The sequence below is a fragment of the Paenibacillus sp. CMM36 genome, assembly GCF_053570945.1.
Genome location: NZ_JBSEDY010000002.1, coordinates 630,498 through 643,366, shown reverse-complemented (window position 1 = coordinate 643,366; position 12,869 = coordinate 630,498). Strand labels below are relative to the sequence as shown.

Sequence of the window (12,869 nt, the reverse complement as noted above, 5' to 3'; positions counted from 1 at the left end):
AAAGGTTTTTTTGATGCCGTAGTTAATTATTCTATCAGGTTTGTTGAATAACCATAAAATGGTAGGAAGAGGATCATAAATGTAACTCGTTGCTTTTATTTCTATCTATGAAAAAAGACCCTCTCTCAAAACCAACTCCTACCCACTCTCCCGATTTCTATGCTTTAATAAAATGAGTAGTATTAACAAGAAGCGTTGAAAGTGGGATTCTATGAAGCGACTAACGATTGGCCTGTTCGCCCATGTGGATGCAGGTAAGACAACTTTTGCGGAACAGCTGCTGTACCATACGAACAGTATCCGGTCGCGGGGACGGGTGGATCATCAGGATGCGTTTCTGGACAGCCACGACATCGAGCGGGCAAGGGGCATTACGGTGTTCGCAGACCAGGCGGTAATAGAATATAAAGGAGATAGCTATTACATAATAGACACGCCTGGACACGTCGATTTCTCCCCGGAGATGGAGCGGGCGATTCAGGTCATTGATTATGCCATCCTGATTGTAAGCGCAGTTGAAGGTGTCCAGGGCCATACGGAAACGGTCTGGCAGCTGCTGCGTAAGCATCGGATTCCGACGTTCTTCTTTATCAACAAAACGGATCGGATCGGTGCGGATGCAGGCAGGACCGAGGCCGAAATCCGTCAGCAGTTGACGGGGGAAGTATGCTGCATTACAGAAAGCTTCGCTGACGGCATGGTCGGTGAGCCGCTGCGGGAGGCCATGGCGGAGCGGGTCGAAGCCTTGCTGGAAGCATTCCTGGGGGGGGAAAGAGGATTCCGGCTTTTGGCTGAAGGCCTTGCAGAGGATGATAGCAGCGGGTCTTCTCTTCCCCTGTGCTTACGGCTCTGCGCTTCAGGATACAGGCGTCGTTGAATTTCTGGATCAGCTGCATCTGCTGACGACAACCACTTATGACGAGAATGCTTCGTTCCAAGGGCGGGCTTATAAAATTCGGCACGATGCAGGCGGAGCGAGACTCACATTCATTAAGGCGCTGGGTGGTCGGCTGAAGGTGAGAGAACAGCTTAGTTATGAGAGCGGCGGGGTTCAATATGACGAAAAAATTACGCGCATCTTCTTGTTTAACGGCCTTAAATCGCAGCCGGTGGAACAAGTGGAAGCTGGCGATTTGTTTGCGGTTGCCGGCTTGTCCGCCGCCGAGGCTGGACAAGGCCTGGGGACGATATCGGACAAGTTAGCTTACGATTCGGAGCCGACGTTACAATCGAAGGTATTATTCGACAATTCGATACATGTACAGAAGGTGCTCGGTGCTTTTCGCATGCTAGAGGCGGAGGAGCCGTCTCTGAACGTCGTTTGGGATGAGAAATTGCAGGAGATTTCTATCCGCGTCATGGGATTGATTCAACTGGAAGTGCTGGAGCAGCTTGTTAGAGAGCGGTTTGGCTTTGCTATCTCTTTTGGACAACCGGAAATCTTGTATAAGGAAACGATTCAATCGGCTGTGAAAGGGTACGGTCACTTCGAACCGCTCAGGCATTATGCGGAAGTGCATTTGCTGATTGAACCGGGAGCAAGGGGCAACGGTATCATGTTCGATAGCAGATGTCATGCCGATGATCTGAATATCAGCTATCAGAATCTGATTCGGAATCATCTCTACGAACGGGAGCATCACGGACTGCTGACCGGCATGCCGGTCACCGACGTGAACATTACGCTACTGAGGGGCCGCGCGCATAAAGAACATACCCATGGCGGCGATTTTCGTGAGGCTGCCTTTCGAGCACTACGGCAGGGTCTGGAGAAGGCGGACAACGTGCTGCTGGAGCCCTATTACGATTTCAAAATCAAGGTCGCTATCGATGAAATGGGCAGGGTACTGTCCGATATTCAGCGTGCTTCGGGTATTTTTAATCCGCCGCAGACAACCGGAACGCAAGCGGTGGTCACGGGCAGGGTGCCCGTGTCGACTTTCATGAACTACAGTGCTGAATTTTCATCCTTTACGCATGGACGAGGCAGTATTCGCTGCGTGTTCAGCGGCTACGACCGCTGCCATAATACGGAGGAGGTCATAGAACGAATGGGCTACCTCAAAGGGGCGGACCCACTGTATACATCCTCCTCCATCTTTTGTGCCAAGGGGGCGGGTTACTCGGTGCCATGGGATGAGGCGGAAGCCAAGATGCACCTTGAATTAGAACCTTGAATAATCTCTATTAGGAAACTAAGCAACTAAGAAATGATCGTGAGTAGTACATCTAATAATGTGCTACTTTTACAATATAAACTGGGCAGTTGCCGTTACTAGGACAGGTGTCCCTACATAGGAATAAGCTGATGAGAAAGGCTTATGTCATGAGCAGGGATGGTGTAGAGTAGATGGCACAAAAGTTGCAAAAGAAAAGTACACGATTAACCGGAAGGATCATACTTCCAGACAATCCGTCATACAATACGGCCAGAATGGAGTTCAATAGGCGCTTTTCCAAATTTCCAAGGGTCATTGTTTTTTGCCAACGAACTCAGGATGTGATCAACGCAGTCAAATGGGCTCGTGAGCGGGGCATACGGCTGCGAGTGCGCAGCGGGCGGCATAGTTATGAAGGATTCTCAACTGTAAATGGCGGTATTATTATCGATGTGAGCGAGATGAATAAGATTACGGTTGATCGAAAAAATAGAGTGGCCATTGTCCAAACGGGAAATCCACTTGCCCGTGTGTACAAAAAGCTGTGGAATAAGCGTGTGGCAATTCCGGCGGGGACTGCACCCGACGTAGGCGCAGCTGGGCTCACCCTGGGAGGCGGCATTGGACTTCTTTCCCGCAAATATGGACTTACGTGCGATAACTTGAAACAAGTGAAGATGGTCGTAGCTTCGGGGCGGTATGGGGCAAAAACGATTGTGGCAAACAGTAAGAAACATTCCGATCTGTTGTGGGCATCACGAGGTGGAGGTGGAGGGAACTTTGGCGTTGCTACAGAATATACATTTCGGGTTAGACCGATTTCATCAGTTTCTATATATAGTATTACGTGGAAATGGAGTGATCTTGAGAAGGTGTTACCGGTTTGGCAGCGCTGGGCCCCATCTGTCACGAACCGCTTAACCTCAACCATTGAGGTGGCTGCCAAGCAGGTAGGAACCATTGTATCTACTGGGCAATTGCTTGGCGGTGCAGAGGAGCTGCGTCGATTGATTAGACCGCTCTTGCGAGCAGGCACTCCGGTGAAGGTGATGGTGAAGACAGTACCCTTTATTGAAGCAACCCATTTTTTTGCCGAATCGGACCTGAATTTAGAACCAAAGTTTAAAATAACCGGGGCCTACGGATTCCAACCTTTGCCGCCTGAAGGAGTACGAATTATACGCGACTTTTTAGCCAAAGCACCCAACCGGCATTCTAGCGTGTGGAGTCAGAGCTTAGGTGGTGCAGGAAGCGCGGTAAGTCGAGTATCGCCTACTGCAACGGCCTATCCTCATCGGAAGGCTGAGATAATCTACGAACTGTCAGCCCGCTGGAGAAACAACGGGGAGCAGGAGCGGAATATTCAGTGGGTGGAAAGGTTCCGCAGAGCGTTGCGTCCCTTTGTTAAAGGAGATTATGTGAATTTCCCCGATCTGCAGATTAAGAACTGGCCCAAGGCGTATTATGGCGAGAACTTTGGCAGATTGAAGCAGGTGAAACGAAAGTACGATCCTCATAATGTGTTTCGTTTTGCTCAGAGTATTCCGGTGGGTAAACAGGTCAGAAAATAACAATACGCACACCAGATCGAATTAAAACAAGGAGCTGCCGGCGGCAGCTCCTTTAGCAATTTAGCTGATAGCGACGATAAGCTGAACCGTTCCTAAGAGACGCCGAAAAAGTTGAACTTTCGCAAGCGATTTTAGACTCCTTTGGTATGTGAAAAAGTAATTTCCCAATACACTTACCAACGTAGAAGGAAGATTACATAGTTTGTATATGATAAATATATTTATGTTTTGAAGCGCCTGTAGATGGTGCAAAAAATTGAATTATGCTTTATTTACAGATTTTTTGAATGAGGACTCTTAGGTCAGGAGTATTGCCTTTAGGAGTCCTTTTGACATACGTGTGTTATTAATTTAGATTGCCCACGTACATCAACAATTTTACAGCCATTTATACTCTTCTAACCAATGTAAGGAGCCTTGAACGTAAAAACATTAAATTTTAATTAATAAAAATCCGATAAATAGAAATGGTCAAGCCCTACCATACCCAGTCTATTAAAAATCTCATATTACTGGTGGATCGAGCATCAGGGGGAGGTAATATGAGAAATGAAGAAGGGAGGAATCGATGTCTAGCTTACTATGTATAGTTCCTTAGACTTGTATCAAATCGGGTCTAAAGTCTGGCAATTGTTTAGAATTTGTCTAGGTCTCTATATTATAATGATCGGACACGTCATATAAATATGGCGAATTTGGTAACTTTCTGTTGTAAGCGGCGAAGATGACCAAAGATGAAGGGAAAAAGTTACTGGCCGCTCCCAAAAATTTTTTAGAAATGGAGGAGATTTTCGTATTGAAACAAAAAAGCAGTTTAGGTAAAACTATGCTATCTTTCTGCCTGGCAGTTTTGCTTGTCTTGCAGACAGTGGTATTCCCTGCTGCTGCATATGCGGATGACGAATCCAGCTCGCAGAATGCGGCTGAATCGCCTTCGGTATCTGAGGCGGTGTACGGCACGCCAGACCAACCGTCGTCAGCACCTGAGGCGGTGTACGCTCCGCTGCTCACTTTCGCGGCGATGGCGGTAGATCTGAAGGACAAAACGGCGGTGTTGGCGAACGCCAATCCGACGTTCAAGCTCACAGTGAAGCAGGGTAATCCTGCAGCTGTGGTTCCGGCAGGGGGCGAGATTAACGGCCGGGAGAATTTTACCCTTGAACTGGATAGTATCGCTGTGCCGACCAAGGGCGACGATCTCAATGCTCCGCCCGAAAGTGTGATTCAGCAGGGGGATTATGCCGTCCTGGATAAGGCGACCTACTTCCCTGGTGTGAATTTGGCGCCTACAGCTCCTATGCCAATTAATCAGGGCGGACTAAAAATTGCTACCGTCCAGTTTTTTGCCGATTCTATCAAAATTACGTTTGACGGCGCAGGGGTATATGACGGCAGTAGACGCGACGTCCAAATCGGCTTTTCCGCTGCTGCTAGAGCGGCAGATCAGACCCCTGGCGGTGGCGGGGATACGACCATTTTCGGAGATGGCTATAAGTTTAAAAACTCGGATTTGGTGCCCGAGTATACCATTACTGTAAGCTCCTTAAGCAACGGCGGCTATGACAGTGGGATTAACAGCCCTTCTTTTCAAGAGGGCACCATTACGTGGCGAGCGGTAGTAACTGCCACTGACACGGACGATAAGACCATCCCCATGCGGCTGGACGGGTTGACTTTTTCTGATGAGCTTGCGAACGTCGGTGTATATGTGCCTGGGTCCTTCACTGTGGATGGAAATGTGGCAGATCCCGATTATGCTGCTGATCGCACACTTTTCTACAAGTTCCCAGACGTATCCACTGTAGATAACGTCAAAAGCACGGCGACTATTACCTTCAAAACGTGGATTCCTAAGAATAGTTATTACTACGAAAAGAACGGCAATTTTGCTGATCAGTATGGATGGAACCGCATTGATAATACCGCAAAGCTTTTGGGTGACGCTACCGATGTGAAGGCTTCATCAAATACCCATCGGATTGCTATACGTCCCAACTGGATTGCGGCGAGCGGCAAGCCGGGCAAGAGTGGAAACGATACGCTCATCACGTGGACGGTTGAGGTCAACAAAAGGATTAACAATAACGGTGTACTGTCCAGAACCGGCTTGCAGAACGTTAAGATTACAGACGTCCTGCCCGACGGGACGGAGTTTGTTTCCGCAACCTATAAGAATGGGGACAGCGGTACGGATACCCCAATTACCCGTAACGCCGCAGGGGAGTACGAGATCGGAACCGCCATCGGCGGGAATCTGGACGGGCCCCTCTATATGACAGTTGTGACGAAGGTGACAGACAGCAGCAAGTCAATCTTCGATTACAAAGCGCGCGCAAACTGGGAATTGGATGTGAAGGATGGAGGAACTGCCATCCAGAACAACGATGCAACCGGCTGGGTCGCTCCTGCTGCCGTTGTGGACACTGCACAGGTTAGAATTGGCGCACATGCCTTCACGAAAAGTGCGACCACAACCACCGCGCTGCACAACGTCGCAGGCACCAAGTGGACGATAAACTTGACGCTGCAGTACAATCTGGATGCTCCAGTCGTCTATGATTTGCTGGTTCACGGCGATTCTCTCGATGTACTGAATAATCTGGATGCCAATCCTAAGGTAACGTCGACAACTCTAGAAGCAATCAAGAGCCAGATCGACACCAAGCAGCTTTGGCAAAAATACCGCGAGAATACGTTGACTGTGAGCAATGGGTTGAACGGTGAAGTGATCCCCTTGACGGTGAACGGCGAGCGGGTGGCGGACCTCATCAAAGTTACCGGGTACAAAGGAGATGTACCAGGGAGCGTTTCCTTTGAGTCTGTCACTACCAACCCGGATAACCTGTTCCGCCAGGATAACGCTGGAAACACATGGAGCAACCGGGGACTGCTCTTCGACGGTGACGATTATGTGAGTCGCGCCGAAGCCAACACCTCGAACCTTGTGCGGATGCTGAACAAGGAGATGCTGTATGCGAACACGGCGGGTTTAGAGGGGGTTGCAGCCGATTGGAACCGAAACTATTCAGGCCAATGGAGCGACAGCATATGGAAAAGAACGCCTGTGGCCAGCGACCCGAATTGGTATATGGACAACTCCCGTCCTGACAATTATATCCTGGCAGGCTATGACCGCAAGGATAGAACGGTCACCTTCCGGCTGGCGGTGAACATGCCGGGCTTCAATACGGAGGAGATGGCCAAGGATGGCGGCACCCGTGTAGCCAGCGACATCAAGCTGGTGGATGTATTGCCGGAGGGCTGGGAGTTTGTAGATTATGCCCCGGGTGAGGCTTATAGACTTTATAAAGGTAGTACCGGCTATAGAACCGATGGTAAAGGCGGAAGTGGTAGATATGCACAGGCCATTTCAGTCATTGCGCCGAGTACGCCTCAGCATGTGGTGAACTTTACCAAGGATGGCAATGAAGGCACGTTCACCTTCTCCAAGCTGGAGAGCCCCTACGTCATTCTGGTGAAGGCGCGTCCAACCAATGACGTGCTTAACACTTACAAGCTAGGTAACAATAATGCCGGTGAGAATCAGGCTGTGTTCTCCATGAAATGGGGAGACAAGCCGTATAGTGCTACCGAAGTTCACAGAATCATTGTGCCTGTGCAGTCTCTGAGCAAGACGGTGCAAAAGCCTGTTTCTGGTGTACAGGAATGGACGGTGAATTACACGCCTCCGTTCGAGATGAAGCCAGGCGTTTATTTGCTGGATACCCTTGCCAAGGGACTGAAGCTGCGCCAAAATGCGGAGGGTGGCCTATCTCTCGAACCTTCCGACATCGCTGTCTATCCCGGCAAGTTGAAGCCGGATGGCACTTTGGAGCGTGATGGAGGACCGCTGAATCTTGCGGATCCGAATAGTGAGGTGAAAGTCACCGCAGGCACAGACCCGGCAACCGGGGGATCGACGCTTAGGTTTGATTTTGTCGATCCGAACAAGTTCTATCAGATCGTTTACCAGACCGAATCCCAGGGCATGCAGCCGGGAACGGCTGGGAATTCCATCAAGCTGATGGGTGATGATTCCCTTCCGCCGATCGGAGCGCAGAGCAGTATTATGCTGGACGCGAACGATGTAGCGGGAAGTGCCAATGAAAACGGCCTGCTCTTCCTCAAGAAGGTCGGTCCCGACGGTACAACACCGCTGAAGGATGTAAAGTTTCAGTTGCTCAATCCTGACGGTACACCGGCCAGGGATAAAGAAAATAATGTAATGGTGGAAAAAATGACGGGCACGGACGGCAAGACGAATTTCATTATTCAGGTGCCAGGGGATTATTTGCTCAAACAGACATATATTGATCTCCTCACTTACTTGCCTACGACTACGATATACCGGGTACGTGTCATCGATGCGCCCGGCAAGCCTGTCCTTGTTGATGGACAGAAGGTGGAATCGAACAATCCGCTGATCGTGCCTACACCGGCCGAAGGCAAGCTGACTATCACCAATAAGGTGGAAGGCAACGGCAGCGACCCGGACAAAGAGTTCGAGTACACCGTGACCTTCAACGGCGAAGGCAAGGATGGAGAGTACACCTTTAAGAAGCCAGATAATACGTATGACAAGATCAAAAGCGGTGACAAGATTACCCTCAAGCACGGACAAACTGCGATGCTGCCGATATTGCCTGCGGGTCTGGTTTATACCGTAACCGAGGGCGATTATACGACCGTTGACGGTTACACGACTGATCCGGAGACGAGAGAATGGTCTGGAACAATTGTGAATAAAGGCGACCACAAGGCGGACTTTATTAATGAACGAATTGTCAACAAGCTGACCATCAGCAATACGGTCATGGGCAACGGCGGCGACAAGGCAAAAGAGTTCGAATACACCGTCAGCTTTGCGGGTGCAGGTAAGGATGGAAGCTACTCTTACGTGAAGTCGGACGGCGACAAAGGTTCGATCAAGTCCGGCGGTACCCTCCGGCTCAAGGATGGAGAGACACTGGATGTTTTGGACCTGCCTAAGAATCTAAATTACACAGTTACCCAGAAAGACTACACAACCGATGAATACATGACTACTCCTGGGGAGCGGTACTATACCGGAGTCATGAAGGGTAAGGATGAAGTTGCCCCATTCAAAAACATGCGAGTCATGACCGGAAGCCTGCTAATTGGCAACAAGGTTCAAGGTAATGGCGGTAACAAAACGAAGGCGTTCAAGTACAAGGTCACCTTCACAGGCGAGGGAGCGAACGGCTCCTACTCCTATGAGAAGTCGGACGGCAGTAAGGGCACCATCAAAAGTGGGGATACCTTTGAGCTTAAAGATGAGGAACTGTTCATTGTGGAGGGACTTCCTACGTATCTCCAATATACGGTGACCGAAGATAATTACACGGACGACGGCTATGTGACAGATCCTGCTAGTCTCATTCGCACGGGTACCATTCCGGTGAAAAGCGCGGCTGAAGCACACTTTGTGAATACCCGCCAGCTTCCAGTTCTGGAAGGCGTGCTGCGTGACAACAACACAAGAGAAGTCATTCCGAATGCGTCCATCACAGTGACCAATCTGAAGACAGGCGAGAAGCAGACGATTCAGACGAATGAGAAGGGTGAGTATTCGGTCATTGCCGAGGCAGCTACCGACTACACGATCACATTTACGAAGTGGTATCCGGTAGGCGGAAAGGATGTGCCTGTCGAGTTCACGCAAAAAGCAAATGTGGACAGCAGTGTGAAGGACGAGACCGTTCCGGCTGATATTACGGCGGTAGGCATTGTGCTTCTGAAGCAGCCTGAAGGGCAGACTTCGATGCTGGACAGCAAGCTTGCTGGCAAGATGCACATTTACTTGCGGGATGCCAGCAACCAGTATGTAGTGGATAAGAATGGCGCTCCCAAAGCGTTCAACCTAGAGTCGAACGGCGTCTTCTCAGCGGACGGTTTAGCCGCGAAGACTTACAAAATGGAAGTGCGCTACGAAGTGGCGCCAGGTCAAGAATTAACGGTTCTTCAAGCGGATCTGGATGTGAAGGCCAACGGGGAATTGAATATTTCCCAGGGGCTCGTTGACCCGTATGGCATCATTACGGATGCAACAACCGGCATGGTGATTGAAGGCGCTGAAGTGACGCTATATTATGCTGATACGCCAGGGAACACAGAGAGCGGCATCGTGCCGGGCACGAAAGTAACGCTGCCAGCGATTCCGGGCTTTGCACCGAATGATAACGACAGCCCAAGTCAGAACAGTGACGTAAACGGCGCATATGCATACATGGTATTCCCGAACACGGATTACTATCTGGTTGTAACCAAAGCCGGGTATGATGCGTACACAAGCCCAACTATCTCGGTCGGAAGCGACATCGTACGCCACGATATACAGTTGAAGCCGATAAGTTCTGGCGGCGGAGGTGGCGGCAATAGCGGCGGAACTGGGTCCGGCAGTGGCAGTAGCGGTACCGATAACAGCGACGACGGAGCAGGCAACGTGAACAACGGAGCGAGCAACGTGAACAACGGAGCAAGCAACGTGAACAACGGAGCAAGCAACGTGAACAACGGAGCGGCAACGTGAACAACGGAGCAGGCAACGTGAACAACGGAGCAGGCAACGTGAACAACGAAATCAACAAAGGCAACAACGCAAGCGGTAGCGTCGACAATGAAGTCGCCAATGGCGATTACGAGCTGGACGATGCTCCGAAAACAGGGGATAGCAGTCCATCGCCAATCTTCTATATGGTTTTGGCGCTGATATCCGTGATTACGATTGGATTCTGCTTACTCAGCGGCAAGAAGAAAAAGCATATTCAGTAACCGGAAAGGCGGTAAGAAATGAGTAAAACTAAAAAAGTTCTTATCGCCGTTTCCTTCCTTGTGTTGGTATTCTCTCTCGCCAATATAGCGAGAATTTTCCTGTGGGGTTATGCCGATCAAGTGAAAATTGAAGAGTTAGCAAAAATTTGGGAGGAACAATCGGACAAAGGAGGAGGGGAGGCGATCCCCTCCCCTTTGATTACGAAAGCGAATGAGCCGGTCATGCTTCCCGAATTTAGAGAGCTTTACGAAGGAAACCCGGACATCGTCGGTTGGCTGAAGATTAACGGCACCCGAATTGAGTACCCGGTTATGCAGAATCCACAAGATGAGCAGTACTATCTCGATCATGATTTCGATAAAAAGAAGAGCAAACTCGGTCTCCCCTTTTTGGACGAGCACAGCCGGATCAACGGTTCCGATATTTTACTGATTCACGGACATCATATGAAAAACGGCTGGATGTTCAAAGATTTGATGAAGTATAAGCAAGAAAGCTTCTATAAGGAGCATGCTACGTTCCAATTTAGCACGCTTTACGAAAAGGAAGAGTATGAGATTGTTGCCGTTATTCTGTCACAGGTTTATCGCAAATCAGATGATGTATTTAAATACTACCAGATTGAGAAAGTAAGTACGCCCGCCGAGTTCGATTCGTATGTGCAGAACATCCAAAAACTTGCTCTATATGAAACGGGTGTAACCCCCCGTTATGGCGACAAGCTTATTGTACTGTCTACGTGTGAGTACTCGACCGAAAACGGTCGGTTAGCGGTGGTTGCCCGAAAGCTTAAATGACGATGTTGAAACATGGAGCCAAGCCTGGTTTATATCGCGTTCTCCCCTGGAGGACGCGATTTTTTTTTACGCTTCTTTTGATCCAGTTTAGGTGCCCTTACTTTTTCCGATGGACCCGTTATGCTGAACCTTAGGCAAATTTTTGCTTGAGGTGGGCATAATAGATTCATTGTGTGTGAAAGGAAGGGGCTACACGACAAGGAAATGGATCTTCCCTATGTAATTTTACCTGAAGAACAAGCACCCAATGGTATAGAGCATTGTGAAATTTGCGAGCTATCCAAGCAGCGGAATCGTGTCATCTGGGGTGAAGGAAATCCGAAAGCTCCACTTATGATGATTCTGGATAATCCCGGAGTCCGGGAGGATCGGGAAGGAAATTCGTTTTTATGCGGTACCCGAGAAACACTCCAATACGGCATGAGAGAGGCTGGGATAGACGTAAATGATGTTTATGTCACCTATTTGCTAAAATGCCGACCGATGCGTGCCTATAATAAACCCGAGGCTAGAGCGGCGTGTCTCCCTCATCTACAGTTGCAGCTCTTTCAGAAGCAGCCGCTTGTATTATTTGGATTTGGTAATGTCGTATCGGGAGCCATATTTACAAATAAGGAGGGTGCCAGTGTCAAGGAGTTACGAGGCAGCTGGTATGAGTTGCAGGGTACGCCCATCAGCTTCACCTATCACCCGCTTGCAGTAAGAAGACGACCCAATTTACTTAGGTTCTTCGTAGAAGATTTGAAAGCTTTGAAGGAGAAGTGGAAAGAGATTCAGCTCGGCAGGATATAGATTGACGAGAATATTAAAGGAAAGGGGCTGGTCGTGCCAGTCCCTCTTTCATTTCTTTTTCTCCAACTCCGCTTTTAATCTTTCATTCTCTTTCAACAGTTTTTTAACATCCGGGACATCCTTGCCGGAAACCCAGCCATACAAATCGTCTCTTGCTGCATACTCCAGCAATTGATCACGGAGTACCATTTTAATGTGCCGTACATCTTCAACATAATAGATAGGGATTTGTTCCATGACTGACTGCTTAAACTCTTGAAACTTCTGATAGTATTCAATTGCTGTGAAGTCGTATGGCTTTTGTCTTAATGCTTCATCTGTGACAACAAAGGCAAACCTAGGTTTGCCCGCTTCTCCGGCATACTCATACTCCCAATGGATATAGCTCTTGGATTCATCAGGAAGTGTTAAACCATAGAATCCTCCGAGAATCAGGACATATATATCGGACTCGTCAATCCATCTCTTTCTAATTTTCATTGGACTTTCCTTGAAAAATTGCTCGATTCCCGCAGGGATATGACCGGCTTGAAGTATGGCTTCAACAGCGGTGTGTCTTTCCTCAATAAGATCATAGTAAGTAGACGATATGTAAATCTGTAATTTTCTCCTCATAGGCCCACCCAAATTAAAGAATTAGTTTGAAAAGAATCTACCACTCTCTCACTTTATTTGTCAAAATTGATTGGGGTTCTCAACAGCCCAAGTTGAATGCTGAATAGATCCCTCAGATCAAAAATAAGTGGTTGGTAGTTTA

The 12,869-nt window shown here is 48.8% G+C and carries 6 protein-coding genes and 1 pseudogene; 6 read left to right on the top strand and 1 reads right to left on the bottom strand.

From position 1 onward, the window contains the following. The first annotated feature begins 211 nt into the window (after nt 1-211). The 6 genes and pseudogenes from ACWA2B_RS06995 (at nt 212) to ACWA2B_RS06970 (ending at nt 12,112) form a co-directional block, all read left to right on the top strand. Nucleotides 212-2,177, top strand: a pseudogene (locus ACWA2B_RS06995) (GTP-binding protein). A 173-nt stretch (nt 2,178-2,350) separates the two neighbouring features. Then, nucleotides 2,351-3,730 carry an FAD-binding oxidoreductase gene (locus ACWA2B_RS06990; protein ID WP_449291840.1) on the top strand — a complete coding sequence of 460 codons (1,380 nt, stop codon included), beginning with the start codon at nt 2,351-2,353 and terminating at the stop codon, nt 3,728-3,730. Between the two features lie 796 nt (nt 3,731-4,526). After that, complete coding sequence (locus ACWA2B_RS06985) at nt 4,527-10,280, top strand: DUF7601 domain-containing protein (protein WP_449291839.1); 5,754 nt, start codon at nt 4,527-4,529, stop codon at nt 10,278-10,280. Further along, a complete protein-coding gene (locus ACWA2B_RS06980; RefSeq protein WP_449291838.1) occupies nt 10,277-10,522 on the top strand; it encodes a hypothetical protein in 246 nt (81 codons plus the stop codon). The genes ACWA2B_RS06985 and ACWA2B_RS06980 overlap by 4 nt, the downstream gene beginning before the upstream one ends. Nucleotides 10,523-10,540: 18 nt before the next feature. Beyond that, complete coding sequence (locus ACWA2B_RS06975) at nt 10,541-11,320, top strand: sortase domain-containing protein (protein ID WP_449291837.1); 780 nt, start codon at nt 10,541-10,543, stop codon at nt 11,318-11,320. 204 nt (nt 11,321-11,524) lie between these two features. After that, a complete protein-coding gene (locus tag ACWA2B_RS06970) occupies nt 11,525-12,112 on the top strand; it encodes a uracil-DNA glycosylase (RefSeq protein ID WP_449291858.1) in 588 nt (195 codons plus the stop codon). Between the two features lie 48 nt (nt 12,113-12,160). Here the strand turns inward: ACWA2B_RS06970 and ACWA2B_RS06965 are convergent, their stop codons facing one another. Continuing rightward, nucleotides 12,161-12,727 carry a DUF4062 domain-containing protein gene (locus tag ACWA2B_RS06965; RefSeq protein ID WP_449291836.1) on the bottom strand — a complete coding sequence of 189 codons (567 nt, stop codon included), beginning with the start codon at nt 12,725-12,727 and terminating at the stop codon, nt 12,161-12,163. Nucleotides 12,728-12,869 lie beyond the last annotated feature (142 nt).

Excerpts from the sequence above, each read along its gene's own strand:
- ACWA2B_RS06990 (WP_449291840.1), top strand. The coding sequence starts at position 2,351 with ATGGCACAAAAGTTGCAAAAGAAAAGTACACGATTAACCGGAAGGATC.
- ACWA2B_RS06975 (WP_449291837.1), top strand. The coding sequence starts at position 10,541 with ATGAGTAAAACTAAAAAAGTTCTTATCGCCGTTTCCTTCCTTGTGTTG.
- ACWA2B_RS06970 (WP_449291858.1), top strand. The coding sequence starts at position 11,525 with ATGGATCTTCCCTATGTAATTTTACCTGAAGAACAAGCACCCAATGGT.
- ACWA2B_RS06965 (WP_449291836.1), bottom strand. The coding sequence starts at position 12,727 with ATGAGGAGAAAATTACAGATTTACATATCGTCTACTTACTATGATCTT.